This window comes from Neobacillus sp. FW104-15D2 (genome assembly GCF_058790155.1).
The window spans coordinates 56,535-74,692 of the sequence record NZ_JBYTCJ010000017.1; the positions used below are offsets into that span (position 1 = coordinate 56,535).

Below are 18,158 nucleotides of genomic sequence, written 5' to 3' on the forward strand. Positions count from 1 at the left end.
AATTAACATTGAAAATCATTCTCAATTCATTTTCAGCGGGGAAGGTGTTACGAATGGCCATGGCTTTTGTAGGCGGAACAATTGTTGTTTATGCATTTGTAATGAAACATGTACTAAAAAATATCACAAGTGCTTCTTAAAAAAACCAATTCCAAACCAGGGGAAAAATTCCTCTGGTTTTTATTTTATTTACAAGATGATAAAGTGGGAAAAATAAGAATTATCGTATAAAATAAGAGGGAAAATACGTTATTTAAGGGGAAGACTCATGATTCAGTCCATTAATCAGCAGCAAGATTACAATACATTACAAACCAGATTGATTTCACTATATGAATATTTTATTGAAAATAAAGACAAGGTTAATGCAGAAAAGGTTTGGGAGCTCGGAAAAAAGCTTGAGAACAGGGAATTTGCCATAGCCTTTTGCGGGCACTTTTCTGCAGGGAAATCCACCATGATTAATACTGTAATTGGTGAAAAACTCCTTCCTTCCAGTCCAATCCCAACCAGTGCCAACCTGGTGAAAGTAAAATCAGGCGATGAATATGCCAAAGTAATCTTTAAAAAAGAAAAGCCAAGACTATATTTGGCTCCTTATGATTACGAAATGGTTAAGAATTTTTGCAAGGACGGCGATATGATAGAGGAAATAGAAATCAGCCATAAAACCTCCAGCCTTCCTGAAAACGCCGTAATTCTGGATACTCCTGGGATTGATTCTGCAGATGATGCTCACCGGGTGGCAACAGAATCTGCTATTCATCTCGCTGATCTGGTTTTTTATGTGATGGATTATAACCATGTGCAGTCCGAGCTAAATTTTATGTTTACAAAAGAACTTGCTCAGGCCGGTAAAGAGACTTACCTTGTTATTAACCAAATAGATAAGCATCGCGAAGAAGAACTAAGCTTTGAAGAGTTCCGCAACAGTGTGGAGGAGTCATTTGCCTCATGGGGTGTAAAACCTGCTGGGATTTTTTATACCTCTTTAAAGGATAACGATCATCCTTTAAATCAGTTTACCGCCTTAAAGCATTTTATTCTGTCTCGGCTTAAGTTAAAAGACGAACTTTTAGTTCCTTCTCTTTTCTCCTCCATGAAAAAACTTACCGTGGACCATTTAAGAGAGAAACAGCTTGAAAAGGAAGATTATCTTGCGCCATATCGTGAACTTCTAACAGAATTATCAGCTGAGGAACAGAGAAAAATTCCTGAAAACCTTTTTCATTTTAAAGAGGAATTAAAGGCTTTAGATGACAAAAAAGACAAGGCTATTGATGCGTTTGAGAATGAGTCAGAAAAAATTATAAAAAACGCTTATTTAATGCCATTCCAAACGAGGGAGTTGGCTGAACGCTACTTGGAATCCTGCCAGCCTGAATTTAAAGTGGGCATTTTATTCTCTAGGCAAAAAACTCAAGATGAACGAGAAGCACGGCTTGATCACTTTTATAATGACCTGTTTGAAAAAACAAAATCTCAGCTTGAGTGGCATCTTAGGGAATATTTAATTAGCGTTACAAAAGAATATAGACTTGAAGAGCAAAAACTGACTGCGATGGCACAGTCTTTTTCAATTCAATTTTCAAAAGAACTCCTTGAAAGTACTGTCAAGAAGGGTGCACGGCTTTCAGGAGATTATGTTCTGAATTATACGGATGATGTGGTAAAAGAAATAAACAAACTAGCCAGAGTTCAGTTAACTGACTTTAAAGAAGCCTTCTCAGATTCCATCAAACTGAAGAATGATAGCGGGAAAAAGAAGCTGGAAAGTGAATTAAGCGAAATTTCACGACTCGCAAATGCCCTCAAAGAAATTAAAGGTAAAGAGGAAGAAATCGGGAACTCTGAATCATCTATTTATACTATCTTAACCGAGGATATCAGCAATAAAGCATTGGTACAGGCTCACTTTTTCAGTGATGAAGAAGAAGTGGAAATTATTCGAAACAGCTTACATAAGGAAGAAAAACAAAAAATAGTTTCAAACGGAGCTTCTGACAACAATCCTCTCCCTGTTAATAAAAGTGGTGCTGAGTCAGAAGAAAGCCGGGTTCCAATATATGCAAACCGTCTAAGAAGTGCTTCTGCTCTTGTAGAAGGGATTTCCGGTTTCAGCAAGCTCGCAAATGGGCTTAGAGAGAAAGCGGGAAGACTGGAAAACCGCAGCTTTACTGTAGCTCTGTTTGGAGCATTTAGCGCTGGGAAATCTTCATTTGCCAATGCATTAATCGGTGAAAAAGTTCTGCCTGTTTCACCAAATCCGACAACAGCAGCTATTAATAAGATTAAACCGGTAACTTCAAGTATTCCTCATGGAACTGTTTTAGTTAAAGTCAAGGATTCAAAAACTTTACTAGAGGATGTAAACAAATCTCTTGAGGTGTTTGGACTCAGTGCAGTTAGTTTTCATGAAGCTCAATCAGGAATAATTGAGGTCTTAAAAAACGAAAAACAAGACAATGCACTGGAAAAGACACACTTTTCCTTTTTAAAGGCATTTAGAGATGGCTTTTCCTCCTTCGAGAGCCTTTTTGGCAATATTATCGAAAAAAATCTTGATGATTTTTCTGATTATGTAGCTAAAGAGGAAAAATCCTGTTTTGTCGAATGGATAGAATTATATTATGATTGCGAACTAACCAGAAAAGGCATTACCCTGGTGGACACTCCTGGGGCAGATTCAATTAATGCCCGTCATACAGGGGTTGCCTTTGAATATATAAGAAATTCAGATGCGATTTTATTTGTAACGTATTATAACCATGCTTTTTCAAGAGCGGACAGGGAATTTCTCATTCAGCTGGGAAGGGTAAAAGAATCCTTCCAGCTTGATAAAATGTTTTTTATTATTAATGCTGCCGATTTGGCTGAGAGTGAGGAAGAGAAAAACTCTGTGGTCCAATATGTAGGTGAGCAGCTTGTTCAATATGGGATTAAAAGGCCTCATCTATATCCTTTATCGAGTTTGCAGGCTTTAGAAGAGAAGAAAACCGAAACCCCTGAGTTAATCTCTGGGATGCCAGCTTTTGAGAATAATTTTTATCATTTTATCAACCATGATCTTACCGATATAGCAATTTCTTCTGCTCGGAATGAATTAGATCGACTCAAGGAGAGAATACAGAATCTCATCCAGGCTGCTTTAGAGGATCAAACCGAAAGGGAAAAGAAACGGGCAGAAATTGAAGCGAAACAGGACCAGGCACTTGCATGGATAGAGAAACAGACTCCTGAATATTTGTTAAAAAGTATGACTCAGGAATCAGATGAACTTACCTATTATATTAAGCAAAGAGTTTTCCTGCGGTTTTCGGACTTTTTTAAGGAGTCATTTAATCCTGCTACTTTAAAGGATGATGGGCGGAATTTGAAAAAGGAAATTCAAAACTGTCTGGAAGATCTGCTTAAGAGTATAGGCTTTGATTTTGCTCAGGAAATGAGGGCTACCCTTCTGCGCCTTGAAAATTATTCAACAAAGCTTTTAAAAGAATTTAATTCCTCTATGCAGGAGAAATTTGCTGATATTGATCAAGGACTATCTTTGGCTGAACCGGACTTATCACTTGGGGTTGAGATGGACTTTCCAAACGCCTTTGAAAATATGAACAGACAAGTCTTCGCAAAAGCACTTTCATATTTTAAAAACCCAAAATCATTTTTCGAGAAGAATGACAAAAAGTTAACGAGTGAGGAAGTATACAATGTCCTGCAAATACCTGCAGATGAGTATCTATCAAAGGAAAACGGACGCCTGAAGGATTCTTTTGAAAATTCTCTGGATAATGAATTTATAAACCTGCAGAATCAAATGAAGGAACAGGCAGAAGAATATTTCTTAAGTATCCTTTCCGCACTTGGAGGCGATGTGCCGCTTGATAAGCTGGAAGGAATTATCAGACAGCTTGAGGAATAGGTGATTAGATGATAGACCGCTGGCTATCGGAATTAGAAAATGAATATAATATTGAAATCTTATTCGCCTGTGAAGCTGGCAGCAGAGCCTGGGGGACCGCTACCGAACAGTCCGATCATGATATCCGTTTTATTTACCGCTGTAAGGATATCAGGTCTTATTTATCTATCAGAAAAAATCCTGCTGTATTGGACCTATCATCCCCCTATGATGCAGTTGGGTATGATATTTATAAAGCAATTGAATTGATACGGAAGTCCAACCCCGGGATTTATGAATGGGTGTATTCTCCGGAAATCTATAAGAATAAGGGCAGCTTTTTAAAGGATTTGACCGCTATCATAGAGGAGGAGTATTCTCCTTTCTCACTCTTAAAGCACTATCAGTCTTTGAAAACACGCAACCTTAAAGAAATATCAAGAAAAAAATCATTTAGTCCTTCGGCCCAAAAACAGCTGATTCATGTTATAAGAGCAGAGCTGATCAGCCAGGGAATTATTAGAGATAAAAAGGTTTTATCTCCTTTTCATTTACTAGAAGATAGTGCTGAATTTCTTCCTGCTATGAATGAAGCCTATATAAAGGTGTCGGATGCTAAGAGGAAAGGGAGCCTTATTGCTGATTCTGAAGTACAGGATATCATTTCTCTGATGGAGAGTAAGAGCAGCAGTATAGAAGTTAAAGCCGATCTGCTTAAAAAGGATCAGCCTAGTATAGATATATTAGATAAATGGCTTTCAAAAATATTGGACCTTACAAAACCAATTTAAGGAGGGTGAAAATGAAATATATAATTGATAAAGACGGGCTTTTTAAGAATTTACAGAATCCTAAATTGAGAATAGCCGATTGCCGTTTTTCATTGAAAGACTCGGGACAGGGGGCACGTGAGTATAGTATGAATCACCTGCCGGATGCTATATATTTTGATCTTGAAAAGGATTTGTCTGCCCCTCCGGGAGTCCATGGAGGCCGCCATCCGCTTCCAAATTGGGATCAGTTCATCAAGAAATTAGAACAGGCAGGAATTGGGAAAGATACAATCCTTATTGCATATGACAATGGTGATGGCGCCTTTGCTGCACGGTTCTGGTGGATGCTGAGATATCTCGGCCATGAAAAGGTTTATGTTTTAGATGGAGGGTTTCAAGACTGGTTAAAAGCAGGAGCCCCTTTATCTCAAACAATACCTCACTTTGAAAAAGCGACTTTCATTCCTGATTTTCAAAATGATATAAAGGCTGAATATGAGGAAGTTAAGAATCTTGTAAATGAAGAAAATAAAGGCTCCAAAATTTTAATTGATTCAAGAGAGAAAAATCGTTATCTGGGTTTTGAAGAACCTATTGATAAAAAGGCAGGCCGTATTCCCGGTGCTTTGAACAAACCATGGTTTGAAGGCTATGAGAATGGTAATGTGAAACCTGCAGAAAAACAGCGGGAAAGATTTTCTGATTTGGACCCGAAAAAGGAAATAATTGTTTACTGCGGCTCAGGAGTAACTGCCGCTCCAAATTATCTTTTATTAAAGGAAGCGGGATTTGAAAAGGTAAAGCTTTATCCTGGTTCCTTTAGCGATTGGATTTCTTATGAGGATAATCCAGTTGCTGCTGGTGAAGAGTAGGATATGGTATCAATATACAGCCAAAAGAGCCTAGAAATATGGTATAATAAATGAATAATTTTATTTTTGGAGGCTGTAAAATTGCAAATACAAAAACCTTCTCTTCTGCTTGTAGATGGCATGGCTTTGCTGTTTAGGGCATTTTATGCAACAGCAATGTCAGGCCAGTTTATGATAAATTCAAAGGGTATTCCCACTAATGCGATTCACGGTTTTACAAAGCATTTATTAACTGCTGTCTCCTCTTTTCGGCCAACACACTTGGCTGTTTGCTGGGATATGGGAAGCAAGACTTTCCGAACAGAGATGTTCCAGGACTACAAATCCAATCGTGCAGAAGCCCCTGTTGAGCTCCTGCCGCAATTCGATTTGGTAAAAGAGGTTGTTTCATCCTTTGATATACCTAATATCGGGCTTGCTGGTTTTGAGGCAGATGACTGCATCGGAACTATTGCACAGCAGGCGAAGGGTTTCGCGAAAGTATCTATTCTTACCGGTGATCAGGATATTCTTCAGTTAATAGATGAGGACGTATCGGTTATCCTGATGAAAAAAGGATATGGAAACTACCTGGTTCACACACCTGAAAGCTTTTTTGAGGAAAAAGGGATCACCCCAAGGCAAATGATTGACTTAAAAGCGTTAATGGGCGACCCGTCAGATAATTATCCCGGAGTAAAGGGGATAGGGGAAAAAACAGCCCTGAAGCTGTTAAAGGAATTCGAACATGTTGAAGGCATCATTGCCAATCTTGAAAACCTTTCAAAATCCCATAAAACAAAAATAGAACAGGATCTCGAAATGCTTCATCTTTCAAGAAAATTGGCAGAGATTAAATGTGATGTTCCTGTTTCAGTAACACTCGAAGAGGCAGAATGGCGCTTTGCAAGAGAAAAAGTAATAGATATGTTCACTCAAATGGAATTAAAAGGGCTTCACAGAATGCTTCCACTTGAAGAAGAAGAAGAAGAGGTAATAGCTTAATTAGAACGCTAAACCTATCCGCAAAAGGCGATGAAAAACAAATGCCGCGAAAGCGTACTGTGTCCGGCAGTGTTCTGTGATAAGATTTTTATTAAGGCTCTTTTTGTAAAGTAAAAATAGACTCGCTTTTCCGCGGGCCTGGTCAGCTAATGGAAATCAGCTGGCCCCTCTAAAAAAAGACTGTAGGTAAGCTCGATTACATCGGGCTTGTCTACAGTCTGAACGGCTGCTTCCGATTGGATCAGCCGTTTTTTTTGCACGCAGTTTTCTAGCGCTTTGTATTGCTTTTTTTAGCCCGATTTTCCAATTCGCTTTTTGGATCTTCAGTCATAGCTGCATCCTGACCGTACCCCTGCGGATTTACACCAGGTGCCTTTACTCCACGATTTCCATTATTCTTTTTACTCAATTCCCTCACCTCCGTTTTCTTAGTGTCTCCTTCGGGAATAATAAAACACGGATATTTTTAAAATCGTTAAAAGAGGTGAAGGTTTTGGTAAACAAAGGAGTCTACTTAGCATTATTTAGTATTGGACTAGCACAAGGTTTAAAAATCCCCATTCATTATTTTAAAAAGAAAGAACTTCGGCCTGATTTGTTTTTCCAGACAGGAGGGATGCCTAGCTCCCATTCAGCCGGGGTTGCATCTCTGACCACTTTTATTGCGCTTAAGCGCGGTCTTCCGACCTTTGATTTTGCTCTTTCTCTAGTATATGGGTTGATTGTAATGTATGACGCCCAAGGAATTCGCCGCCAAACTGGGGAATTAACATTAAAAGTGAATTCGCTTGATGACCTTATGGAAAAAATCCACAAGGATGATCCTGTTGCCTTTAAAGAAAACTCTCCAAAAAAACTCAAGGAAATGCTTGGACATCAGCCAGAAGAAGTAATCGGTGGTGCCCTTCTTGGAGTACTTATCGGGGTAACAGGCCATTTATTGACAAAAAAAGATAGAAAATTGTCGAAAAATGGGTTAAAATTGAAATAGAGAGATATATTTAAGGTGTACGAGAGGAAGGGTAAAAGATTGCGGACGGTAGATCAATATCTGAATGCGCTTCAAGGGAAAGGTTTTCAGCTGCACGAGGATGCGATTGGTTTTATATATTTTGGCAAGCATTATACCAACGCACCAGATGAACTGATTAACGCGGCGATTGAGCTGACACTAAAAGCTCAAAAGAGCTTTGACGGAAGTTTTTATATGTCATTGCTAGAAACGTTTATACAAAATAAAATTAGAACAAGAACAGCAGCAATAAAGTTTGTAAAAGAGAAAGAATTGCTGGCTATTTAAAGGGCATGCAAAACGCATGCCCTTGTTTTTTTAAATTTTCCCTTCGATTGCTTCCTTTTTGCGCAGGAAGGGAATTTTGCCAGCAGGCAGCTCGGCAAATACCATCCCGGCAAAAATCAGGACACATCCGATAAGGGCGCTGTTGGAAAGATGTTCATGCGCCCATACATATCCGGTAATGGCGGCAAACACCGGCTCCATTGCAAAAATCAATGCAACACGTGTTGGAGTTGTATATCTCTGAAAATTGGTTTGTGCAAAAAAAGCGATAGCTGTTGCGAACACTGAGGTTACAACAAGAGCAGTCAAAACATCACCGGATTCCATAATAGCTGGTTCAAATGCTCTTTTCCAATCCTCAAATAAAAAAGAAGAAATGATAGAGAAAATGGCAACAGTAGAAATTTGGATGACAGTTAAAAGAAGTGAAGGATATTTCTCGCTGAACTTTCCAGTTATGATAATATGCATAGCAAATGCGATTGCACAAATAAAAACCATGGCATCGCCAAAGTTAAGACCGGTTATATCTGTCATAGTCAGAAGGAATAGACCTAATGTTGCGATTATAACTCCCAATATAGCATTACGGCTTGGTGATTGCTTCATTAGCAAAAACGAGAAAAGAGGTACAAGTACTACCGATAAGCCAGTAATAAAGCCTGCTTTTGAAGAAGTGGTATACAGCAGCCCCATTGTTTGTGTAGCATAACCTAGAAAAAGCCAAAATCCCATCAGTATTCCTGAGAAAAGCATTTTTCTATTAAAAAAAGCGAGCTGCTTCCTTTCAAAAAGGATCAGCCAAAGACCCAGTAAAAGGGCAGCGATTAAGAAGCGAACACCATTAAAGGAGAAGGGCTCCAGTTTATCTATTGCATTTTGGACCAGGACGAAGGTCATCCCCCAAATTAGAGTAACAAGCAGCAGGCTGGAATCAGCAAACAGTGATTTTTTCATTTTTGTGTTTTGTCCTCCGGATGATTTTTTCTGATAGCAAGCCGTGCCAATTCATCGGCTGTTTTATTTTCCCGGCTGGGAATCCATTTCATAAAAAATAAATCAAACTGGCGTGTTAAGCCAAGTGCTTTTTCTAGTAAAGGCGCAAAGCTTTGATTTTTGGCAAATTCCTTTTCAACGGCCCTGTTTACAAGCTCTGAATCCGTTCTGAAAGAAACAGTGGCATAGCCCTTTTCAAGGCAAATTTCCAGCGCTTTAATAAATGCATGGTACTCCGCTTCGTGGTTTGACATAGTTCCGAGCGGAACTGAATACTTTTCTGCTGAACCGTGTCCTTTTATAAAAATTCCAGCTCCACTGGGTCCTGGATTGCCGGCACTTGCTCCGTCAATATATACTTCGATCAATTTGTCATTCCTCCAATGTCTTTTAAAATTTTACCATATTCCCATTGATTCTGCAGGCAGTATTAATCGCATTTCCACCAAAAGTTGGGTACTATAAAGGGTAAGCCCTTTTGGCAAAAAAATTTCGAAAGGCTGAAGATCATTGAAATATAAAATGGAATGGAATTATAAATTAAAAGGTAACCAAAAAATTTTATTCTCATCTGATTTTCTTGAGGGTGAAACAGCGATTCAAGCTGGCGAGGAACTAGAAAAATCGGGTAAAGCGATTGATATAACTTTTTATGACGAAATAGGAACCTCCTGGAATCTTAAAGAAATGAAAAAGCTCCTGACAGAAATTGAGGAGGATCCCCACGACCTTCTTGTTTATTTCGACGGAGGTTTTCAAAAAGAAACCAATAAGGCAGGGCTTGGTGCAGTGGTCTTCTTTCGCCAGGGAAAGAAAAAATACCGTGTTCGGGCAAACCAGCTTATTGGTGAAATGGATACAAATAATGAAGCAGAGTATGCAGCATTTTATTTTGCTCTTAACATTCTTGAGGAAATGGATGTACGTAATCTCCCATGTGAATTTAGAGGGGACTCAGCGGTTGTACTGAAACAGCTTGATGGGGAATGGCCTTGCTATGAGGAAGTATTAAATCGCTGGCTGGACAGGATTGAAGCAAAGTTAAGGCAGCTTGGTTTGGAACCAAAATACAGCCCGATTAACAGGAATGAAAATAAGGAAGCGGATAAGCTGGCAAGCCAGGCATTAGAAGGTAAAGAAATCTTCAGCAGAACACAGCTGCTATAGAAAGTTGGAGGGAAGACTGTGAAGGAAGCGGAAAGAAAAGAAGTTTTGGAAAACGTTGAATCGATTATTGGCATTTATTGTGACGGCTGCTTTTTGCACAGACAGATTAGGCAGGAAAAGGGGCGCAGGCAGGCGCATCGTTTTTGCATTAGTCAATGTACAGTTGGGGAGAAATTGAAAGAATACGGTGGAAAACTATCTTAGGGGAATAAAAATAAATACTGACAATCCCGTCAATGGAAAATAAAAAAAGCTAAAATAAAAGGCTGGCAAAATACCAGCAAAAAAAATAAAAGGCTGGGCAAAATGCCAGCAAAAAAATAAAAGGCTGGCATTTTGCCAGCCTTCCTATATGCTGTTCGAATTAAAGTTTTACAACGTTTGCAGCTTGAGGTCCACGGTTTCCTTCAACGATTTCAAAAGAAACTTCTTGGCCTTCTTCTAAAGACTTGAAGCCATCTCCTGAGATAGCAGAGAAGTGTACGAATACATCGTCGCCGCCTTCAACTTCAATAAAACCGAAACCTTTTTCATTGTTGAACCATTTTACTTTACCGTTTTGCATTTAACTTTTTCCTCCTATGCCTTTCAAGACACATTTTGTGCCCTAGGTGAATATTATCATAAAATGTTTTTTTGTACATTTTATGATGGTTATAATATACACAAAATATTTTTGTCAGTCAAGAAATGTAAGCGGTTTTTTATGATAATTCATCGATAATATTAAAAGATTGTGAATATAAAAAAAACACGTTTAACTATGCAGGATTAAACATAAAAATCCACTCTGCTCATATCTTTTAATAATCATTTGAAAGAGTGAAGGGTGAGGGAATGTACCGTTTTTCAGTTGAGGGAGAGGAATGGATTTTAAGATTTTCGCCAAATATTACGATTGAATCAGAAGAAAAAAAGGCAATTATTATGTCGCTGCTTCATATCGGAGATCAGCTTTCTTCTTTTTCCCATGGTAAGGCTTTTATTATGTTTAATGAAAAAATAGGAGCAATTATTTTTGAAGTAGAAAGAATTCCTTCGTTAATCCTTACCGTTTCAAACATTATTCCTAAAGAAAACTGGTACAAATAATTAACGGAAGTACCCGGAGCAGTCAGCAGCTGCCCCGGTTTTTTTATTTTTAGCAGTACTATCTGATGAGTTACTTACATTTAATTTTTGACTTTACTATTTTTAGAATACAGGTCTACAATGGATATGGACTCTTTAAAAGCATTTATATTATAAAAGGGGATTTGGTGCTGCGCTGCCAGGTTTCCGTAGATTGGAGCAAATGCATGAAGCTGATTATTGCTGAAAAGCCTGACCAGGGCAAGACTCTTGCTTCTGTTTTCAAAACAAAAAAACATCCAGATTATATTGAGATATTACCAAATGATATTTTCATAGAGGGAGCATTTGTAACTTGGGCAATCGGACACTTATGCCAGCTGGTATCTCCAGAGAAATACAAGCCTGAGTGGAAAAAGTGGACACTCGACAATCTTCCAATAATCCCCGAACAATTTGAATACGAGGTAACCAAAGACAAAGCAAAGCAATTTTCGACAATCAAGAAACTTGCTGGTGACCGGAGAGTAACTGAAATTATCCATGCCGGCGATGCAGGGCGGGAAGGCGAGCTTATTATCCGGAATGTCTTACGTCTAGCAAAGTGTAATAAGCCAATGCGGAGGCTTTGGATTTCCTCACTTACTCCTAATTCCATTCGAGAAGGTTTTAAGAATCTCTTAACTGACCAGGACACCCGAAATTTATATTATGAGGCATATACACGGGCCTGTTCAGATTGGATTGTTGGTATGAATGCCTCCAGATTGTACAGCCTTCTATTGCAGAAACAAGGATTTGCCGATGTTTTTTCTGTCGGAAGGGTGCAGACACCTACTCTTGCTTTAATTGTAAAAAGGGAGAGAGAAATAGAGAATTTCAAGTCTGAGCCATTTTGGGAAGTCCATGCCAAATTTAAAATAAACGGAAAAAAGTATACAGGTAAATGGGAAAAGGATGGAGAAACCCGAATCAAGTCAAAGGAAATGGCTGAAAAGATTGCTGCCTTTTGCATGGACAAGCCTGCTGCTGTGGCTAAGGTCCAGGCTGAAACAAAGGAATTTTTGCCGCCACTTCTTTATAATCTGTCAACGCTACAGGCAGAAGCAAATAAACGATTCAAATTTCCGCCTAAAAAGACGCTTGATGTTCTTCAGAAGCTTTACCAAAAGGGGAATGTTTCATATCCGCGTTCGGACTCGAGGTTTGTGACAAAAGGTGAGGCTGAAACCTTTCCTGATATTCTTAGAAAGCTGGGGGCAATTAAGGATTATGAAGGATTTTTCCCTTTGCCTGTTTCGTCAATTGCCGAGAACAAAAGGTATGTTAATGATAAAAAGGTAACTGACCACTATGCCATCATCCCTACAGAGCAGATTCCTAATGTAGAAAAGTTGCCGCCAGATGAACGGAAATTATATGATTTAATCGCAACAAGCCTGATTGCGGCACATTACAACAAGGCGATAGCTCAATATACAACTGTTATAACAATGGTGGATGGCCGCGCCTCATTTATCTCAAAAGGTAAAGTCCAAATTGAAGAGGGCTGGAGAAAGGTCCTTTCTCTAAAGGAAAAGGATGAAGATCCTGCGCTGCCTTCTCTTTTAGAGGGCGAGGAAGGGATAACAGAAAAAGCGGAAGTGAAAGAAAGTCATACGCAGCCGCCTAAACGGTATACTGAGGGCCAGCTAATTACTCTGATGAAAACAGCTGGAAAGCATATTGAGGACAAGGAATTGGAAAAGGTACTCAGTCACACAGAGGGCCTCGGTACCGAGGCAACAAGAGCAGGAATTATCACTATGCTGAAAGATCGCCTTTATATTGAAGTCAATAAAAATCTCGTGTACGCAACAGCAAAAGCGAAAATCCTAATTGATGCCATTGGCGGGCAAATTCTCGCTTCGCCTGAGATGACCGCGAAATGGGAGAAAAAGCTTAAGGAAATTTCAGAAGGGGCTGCCTCGCCAAAGAACTTTATGGAGCAGACTAATAAAATGGTCGTCCATTTGATAACCTCCAGCAGCACTCGTTCTGCGGAGTGGGAGTTTTCTGAGGAAGATCGCAGCACATTTACACCTGGAAAACAGAAGGGAAGAAAGTCCTTCACAAAGCTTGGGCCTTGTAAAAAATGCGATGGACAGGTTGTAGATAAAGGGAGTTTTTATGGCTGCAGCAATTATAAGAAAAATAACTGTAATTTTACTCTATCAAAAAGAATTCTAGGAAAAGCCATCACCCAGAGTAACATAAAAAAGTTGTTATCTGAAGGTCAGACAGACCTGATTGAAGGCTTTAAAAATAAAGATAAAACCTTTAGTGCTAAACTTTCATGGGATGAACAGGCGGGTAAGGTGAATTTTGTATTCCAAGAAAAAAGCCATGTAAAGACAGGAGCTAAAAGTTAAGAACAATATGGCTATTAGTAAGCAGGGCTTCATAGGATAAAATAGTGCCTTGTTTCTGGGAAGTTTATATAGTAAACTTTTAATGGTTTATTTTTAGCTAACAGAATTTATATCCATAACTTCTGAACGCATAAGAAAAACTTGAGAATACCGAGTTTTTCTAAAAGAAACGGGAGGGTACGGGATGCCGACGCCTAGTATGGAAGATTACATTGAACAAATATATATATTAATCGAAGACAAAGGCTATGCCCGAGTCTCGGATATAGCTGAAGCACTGTCGGTGCATCCGTCCTCAGTAACTAAGATGGTTCAAAAGCTTGATAAAGATGAATATCTTTTATATGAAAAGTACAGGGGTCTTGTACTAACTTCAAAAGGAAAAAAGATAGGAAAGCGTCTTGTTTACCGTCATGAACTGCTCGAACAGCTTCTTAAAATTATTGGTGTTAAAGATGAAAATATTTATAAAGATGTAGAAGGTATCGAGCATCACCTAAGCTGGGATTCTATCGACAGAATCGGTGATTTGGTTCAGTTTTTTGAGGAAGATCCAGCAAGGGCTGAGGCATTAAAAATCATATCAAAACAAAATGAAGAACAGTAATTATCGCATAAGAAAGGGTGTCTCAATAATAAGAGGCACCCTTCTAATATATTTCCGGCAGCTGGTCAAAAGAATTTTCTGGCGATGGAATTAGGGAGGGATTTCCAGTTGAATCAACAATACTTTCTACTCCTTCGAACACTCCGTTTTTAGCTTCCTCCAATGCTTTCCTGTAAGAAATTATTCGGCCCTCTGAGGTTGCAAAGCTTATAATATCACCAAAGTAATTTCGGTGAAGGGCGATTATTTTTTCCATCTAGCAACACCTCCTTTTTTTAGTTTTACACGTTCTTCATGTTTGTAAACAAAGGTTTTTCCATAAAGTCTGAAGAAGTAAGTAATAAATTCTATAGCTTATCATATTCAATGATTTGAAAAGGGTGGTTATTTATGGAGAAGTTTAATTGGAAAGATGAAGCGGAAAAACAATGGAATAAAATGGCTCAGAGCTGGCACTCTAAAAGCAGAGATATGTGGGAAACAGGGAGCAGAAAGGATATCCTGCCATTTTTTCAAAGGCAGATACCTGTGGGTTCAAAAGTTGCGGACCTCGGCTGTGGTGACGGTTATGCTTCTGCAAAGCTGGCAAGTTTGGGATATAACGTGACAGGGGCAGATGTTTCAGAGGAAATGCTTCAAAAAGCAAAAACAAGCTCCGGCTCACTTGTCGAATGGGTTCAAAGTGATATTTCCAATCTTCCTTTTGATAAGCAGTTATTTGATGGGGTGCTGGCAATAAATTCGATGGAATGGACCGAAAATCCATTGTTGGTCTTAAAAGAGATTCATAGAATCCTGAAAAAAGACGGATATGCATGCATCGGTCTATTGGGCCCAACAGCTATGCCAAGAAACAACAGCTATTCACGTCTATACGGAGAAAGAGTTATTTGCAATACTATGATGCCATGGGAGTTAGACAGGCTCGCAAGCGAAAATGGATTTACAAAGATTGATGAAATAGGGGTCTACAAAAAAGGAACAGATCATTTTCCAGTGGATTCTTTACCGCTCAATTTAAAGCAATCACTGTCTTTCATGTGGGTTTTTATGCTTCAGAAAAACGAATAAAGCAAAAAGCTGTACCACTCAACGAGGGGCACAGCTTCTTTTATTTCCATGTATATGGTGTTTGTTGGTATACATAATAATTTAACCAGTTAGAGAAAAGGAGAAATCCATGAGAACGCCAACTGTTCACTGGTGCCTGGGCTGGGTCATCCTGTGGAAAATAATGCTCCGGAATTTTTATATCCAGCCCCTTTTGTAAATCCCGCTCATATTCCCAGGCCAGCGTTCCTGCCTCATACTCAAGATGGCCGGTTATCATAATATGCCTTCCATCTTTTGAGGCAATAATAAGAGCACCAGCCTCTTTAGAGGAGGCAAGCAGTTTGAGAGCCGGATGGCCTTCTATCTCCTCAGAAGAAACATCCGTGTTGCGTGAATGGGGAGCAAAAAAGAAGTCATTAAACCCCATCATCAGCCTTTCATTTGGTTCATGGACCTTGTGGGAATATACTCCTGAGCATTTACTTGGAAGGGTCATTTTTCCAATTCCATAATGATAATGAAGTGCTGCCTGGGCACCCCAGCAAATGTGCAGAGTAGATGTTACATTGGTTTTTGACCATTCCATTATTTCAGTCAATTCCGGCCAATAGCCAACATTTTCGAACTCCATCAGCTCGACAGGAGCGCCTGTAATAATAAGACCATCAAATTTTTGGCCCTTTATATCCGAAAAGCTTTGGTAAAATAAATCGAGATGATCCCTGCTCGTATTCCTTGATTGATATGTATCTGTTTTTAAAAAGGTGACATTCACCTGTAAAGGAGTGTTACCAAGAACCCGCAATAGCTGTGTCTCAGTTGTTTCCTTAATGGGCATTAGATTTAAAATAAGGATGTTAAGAGGCCTGATATCCTGTGTATAGGCTCTTTCATCATCCATCACAAAGATATTTTCCTTCTCCAATGTCTCCCGTGCAGGGAGAAGTTTTGGTATGTTAATAGGCATTTTCGTTCCCCCTTTTTATTTATAGGAATTTATATCCAATCATTCCAAACGACACAGTGAAACTATGGCACTGATCTCATCTAAAGGCCCAACCAAGTTTTCTTTAGCAGGTAAGGACCCATAAAATTCGACTGGCCACTTCTATGTGGAGCTTTAATCCTGCATTGTACTAAATTTTCTTAAAAAACGTTCAACACAATTATAACGGTTTTTTCTTTTGGAACAATAAAAAATGAACAAAAATTTCATATTTATCTTCCTCTCTATGGACCATTGATTTGGTACAATGAAAATGAATAATATTCTTTTCAGAGGGGAATTGGGGGATTGTTATGACAATGAAAACAGAATTTAAATCTGATATTGAAATTGCACAGCAGGCAACAATGAAGCCAATTAAAGAAATAGCGGCAAAAATAGGGTTAACTGAAGATGACCTTGAATTATATGGTAAATTTAAAGCGAAAATATCAAATGAAGCATTAGCTAAACTAAAAACAAAAGTGAGCGGAAAAATTATATTAGTAACATCCATCAATCCTACTCCTGCAGGTGAAGGCAAATCAACCGTCACAGTTGGCCTTGCAGATGCTTTTAACCGTATCGGTAAAAATGCCATGATTGCCATGCGTGAGCCTTCCCTTGGGCCAACAATGGGCATTAAAGGCGGAGCTACTGGAGGAGGCTACTCTCAGGTCCTTCCAATGGAGGATATCAATCTTCATTTTACAGGTGATCTCCATGCCATTACCACAGCAAATAATGCTCTTGCAGCTCTCCTTGATAACCATATGCAGCAGGGAAATGAGCTGCAAATCGATCAGCGCCGAATTGTTTGGAAAAGGGCTGTTGATTTAAATGACAGGGCATTAAGAAAAGTGATTATTGGTTTAGGCGGCCCGCTTCAAGGCGTTCCCCGGGAAGATGGCTTTGATATTACAGTTGCCTCCGAGATAATGGCTGTACTATGCCTTGCAAGTGATCTTAAGGATTTGAAGCTGAGACTTTCAAGAATGGTTGTTGCTTATAATTATCAAAAAGAGCCTGTTACAGTGGGCGACCTCGGAGTTGAGGGGGCTCTTGCACTTCTGTTAAAGGACGCTGTTAAACCAAACCTTGTTCAAACCATTGAGCATACACCTGCTTTGGTTCATGGCGGTCCGTTTGCAAACATTGCCCATGGCTGCAATAGTGTGATCGCTACACAAGCCGCTTCAAAACTTGCGGATTATGTTATAACAGAAGGCGGTTTTGGCGCTGATCTTGGGGCAGAAAAATTTCTTCATATTAAATCAAGAAGTGCAGGGATAAAACCGGAGGCTGTGGTTATTGTAGCCACAATCCGCGCATTGAAAATGCATGGCGGAGTAGCAAAATCTGAACTAGGAAATGAGAATGTAGAAGCACTGATTAAAGGCTTTGCTAATCTGAAAAAACATATTGAAACAATTCAGAGTTTCGGACTCCCAGCAGTCGTTGCTATCAACCGTTTTACAGCAGACACTGATCTCGAGGTTCAGAATCTTCTAGAATTTTGTTCAAATGAAAATATCCCTGTCGCTCTCACAGAAGTTTGGGAAAAAGGCGGCGCCGGTGGAGAAGCACTTGCTGAACTCCTTTTAAAGGTTATTGATGAAAGTGAAAATAACTTCCACCCACTATATGAGTTGTCTGACTCAATTGAAGAAAAAGTAAAAACAATTGTTCAAAAGGTTTACGGAGGAGAAGGAGTAGAGTTTTCTCCAAAAGCAAAAAAACAGCTTATCGATTTTGAAAAATTCGGATGGTCAGATCTTCCGATTTGTATGGCTAAATCTCAGTACTCCTTGTCAGATGATCCTGCTAAGCTTGGGCGTCCGGTTGGTTTTACTGTAACAGTTAGGGAGTTCAAGCCTTCCATTGGTGCAGGGTTTTTGGTAGCCTTGACAGGAGAAGTGATGACAATGCCAGGCCTGCCAAAGAAACCAGCCGCATTAAAAATGGATGTGGATGAAGATGGTAATGCCGTGGGCCTATTTTAAAATGCTCCAGCTTCAGCGCCACTAATGGCGCTGAAGCT

The 18,158-nt window shown here is 39.3% G+C and carries 19 protein-coding genes; 13 read left to right on the plus strand and 6 right to left on the minus strand.

Annotation, left to right across the window (positions count from 1 at the left end; translation table 11 throughout):
• Window positions 1-268 precede the first annotated feature (268 nt).
• The 4 genes from AC3WR0_RS14480 to AC3WR0_RS14495 all read left to right on the plus strand — a co-directional run bounded on the left by AC3WR0_RS14480 (window position 269) and on the right by AC3WR0_RS14495 (window position 6,527).
• Window positions 269-3,919: a dynamin family protein gene (locus tag AC3WR0_RS14480; protein WP_492552974.1), complete on the plus strand. Its 3,651-nt coding sequence runs from the start codon at window positions 269-271 to the stop codon at window positions 3,917-3,919.
• 8 nt (window positions 3,920-3,927) lie between these two features.
• On the plus strand, window positions 3,928-4,689 hold the full coding sequence (locus tag AC3WR0_RS14485; RefSeq protein WP_492552975.1) for a nucleotidyltransferase domain-containing protein: 762 nt from the start codon (window positions 3,928-3,930) through the stop codon (window positions 4,687-4,689).
• Window positions 4,690-4,700: 11 nt separating this feature from the next.
• On the plus strand, window positions 4,701-5,543 hold the full coding sequence (locus tag AC3WR0_RS14490; RefSeq protein WP_492552976.1) for a sulfurtransferase: 843 nt from the start codon (window positions 4,701-4,703) through the stop codon (window positions 5,541-5,543).
• A gap of 81 nt (window positions 5,544-5,624) precedes the next feature.
• Window positions 5,625-6,527, plus strand: a complete 903-nt coding sequence (locus AC3WR0_RS14495; protein WP_492552977.1) for a 5'-3' exonuclease — start codon at window positions 5,625-5,627, stop codon at window positions 6,525-6,527.
• Between the two features lie 268 nt (window positions 6,528-6,795).
• On the opposite strand, the gene sspL is transcribed toward AC3WR0_RS14495, so the two are convergent.
• On the minus strand, window positions 6,796-6,936 hold the full coding sequence (gene sspL / locus AC3WR0_RS14500) for a small, acid-soluble spore protein L (RefSeq protein ID WP_027321989.1): 141 nt from the start codon (window positions 6,934-6,936) through the stop codon (window positions 6,796-6,798).
• Window positions 6,937-7,020: 84 nt separating this feature from the next.
• On the opposite strand from sspL, the gene AC3WR0_RS14505 reads away from it, so the two are divergent.
• Window positions 7,021-7,518, plus strand: a complete 498-nt coding sequence (locus AC3WR0_RS14505) for a divergent PAP2 family protein (protein ID WP_492552978.1) — start codon at window positions 7,021-7,023, stop codon at window positions 7,516-7,518.
• A gap of 39 nt (window positions 7,519-7,557) precedes the next feature.
• Window positions 7,558-7,827, plus strand: a complete 270-nt coding sequence (locus AC3WR0_RS14510) for a DUF6123 family protein (RefSeq protein WP_027321991.1) — start codon at window positions 7,558-7,560, stop codon at window positions 7,825-7,827.
• A gap of 30 nt (window positions 7,828-7,857) precedes the next feature.
• On the opposite strand, the gene AC3WR0_RS14515 is transcribed toward AC3WR0_RS14510, so the two are convergent.
• Window positions 7,858-8,784 (minus strand): DMT family transporter, encoded by a 927-nt coding sequence (locus tag AC3WR0_RS14515; RefSeq protein WP_492552979.1) that lies wholly within the window; start codon window positions 8,782-8,784, stop codon window positions 7,858-7,860.
• The gene (locus tag AC3WR0_RS14520) at window positions 8,781-9,191 is read right to left on the minus strand and encodes a reverse transcriptase-like protein (RefSeq protein ID WP_492552980.1); all 411 of its coding nucleotides are present in this window, start codon (window positions 9,189-9,191) and stop codon (window positions 8,781-8,783) included. The genes AC3WR0_RS14515 and AC3WR0_RS14520 overlap by 4 nt, the downstream gene beginning before the upstream one ends.
• A gap of 142 nt (window positions 9,192-9,333) precedes the next feature.
• On the opposite strand from AC3WR0_RS14520, the gene AC3WR0_RS14525 reads away from it, so the two are divergent.
• Both AC3WR0_RS14525 and AC3WR0_RS14530 read left to right on the plus strand, forming a co-directional pair.
• Window positions 9,334-9,990 (plus strand): reverse transcriptase-like protein, encoded by a 657-nt coding sequence (locus tag AC3WR0_RS14525; protein ID WP_492552981.1) that lies wholly within the window; start codon window positions 9,334-9,336, stop codon window positions 9,988-9,990.
• Between the two features lie 18 nt (window positions 9,991-10,008).
• Window positions 10,009-10,194: a zinc-finger domain-containing protein gene (locus AC3WR0_RS14530; RefSeq protein WP_027321995.1), complete on the plus strand. Its 186-nt coding sequence runs from the start codon at window positions 10,009-10,011 to the stop codon at window positions 10,192-10,194.
• 160 nt (window positions 10,195-10,354) lie between these two features.
• Here the strand turns inward: AC3WR0_RS14530 and cspD are convergent, their stop codons facing one another.
• A complete protein-coding gene (cspD, locus tag AC3WR0_RS14535; RefSeq protein ID WP_027321996.1) occupies window positions 10,355-10,555 on the minus strand; it encodes a cold-shock protein CspD in 201 nt (66 codons plus the stop codon).
• Between the two features lie 272 nt (window positions 10,556-10,827).
• Between cspD and AC3WR0_RS14540 the strand changes: the two genes are divergently transcribed.
• From AC3WR0_RS14540 to mntR, 3 genes are all read left to right on the plus strand, one after another.
• Entirely contained in the window at window positions 10,828-11,082 is a 255-nt protein-coding gene (locus AC3WR0_RS14540) for a hypothetical protein (protein ID WP_492552982.1), read from the plus strand.
• 206 nt (window positions 11,083-11,288) lie between these two features.
• Window positions 11,289-13,472 (plus strand): DNA topoisomerase III, encoded by a 2,184-nt coding sequence (locus AC3WR0_RS14545; RefSeq protein WP_492553032.1) that lies wholly within the window; start codon window positions 11,289-11,291, stop codon window positions 13,470-13,472.
• Window positions 13,473-13,656: 184 nt separating this feature from the next.
• The gene (mntR, locus tag AC3WR0_RS14550) at window positions 13,657-14,079 is read left to right on the plus strand and encodes a transcriptional regulator MntR (protein WP_492552983.1); all 423 of its coding nucleotides are present in this window, start codon (window positions 13,657-13,659) and stop codon (window positions 14,077-14,079) included.
• 43 nt (window positions 14,080-14,122) lie between these two features.
• On the opposite strand, the gene AC3WR0_RS14555 is transcribed toward mntR, so the two are convergent.
• A complete protein-coding gene (locus AC3WR0_RS14555) occupies window positions 14,123-14,335 on the minus strand; it encodes a DUF3892 domain-containing protein (protein ID WP_492552984.1) in 213 nt (70 codons plus the stop codon).
• A gap of 134 nt (window positions 14,336-14,469) precedes the next feature.
• Between AC3WR0_RS14555 and AC3WR0_RS14560 the strand changes: the two genes are divergently transcribed.
• On the plus strand, window positions 14,470-15,150 hold the full coding sequence (locus AC3WR0_RS14560; RefSeq protein ID WP_492552985.1) for a class I SAM-dependent methyltransferase: 681 nt from the start codon (window positions 14,470-14,472) through the stop codon (window positions 15,148-15,150).
• Window positions 15,151-15,190: 40 nt separating this feature from the next.
• On the opposite strand, the gene metA is transcribed toward AC3WR0_RS14560, so the two are convergent.
• Window positions 15,191-16,099, minus strand: a complete 909-nt coding sequence (gene metA / locus AC3WR0_RS14565; RefSeq protein WP_492552986.1) for a homoserine O-acetyltransferase MetA — start codon at window positions 16,097-16,099, stop codon at window positions 15,191-15,193.
• A 332-nt stretch (window positions 16,100-16,431) separates the two neighbouring features.
• Between metA and AC3WR0_RS14570 the strand changes: the two genes are divergently transcribed.
• On the plus strand, window positions 16,432-18,120 hold the full coding sequence (locus tag AC3WR0_RS14570) for a formate--tetrahydrofolate ligase (protein WP_492552987.1): 1,689 nt from the start codon (window positions 16,432-16,434) through the stop codon (window positions 18,118-18,120).
• Window positions 18,121-18,158 lie beyond the last annotated feature (38 nt).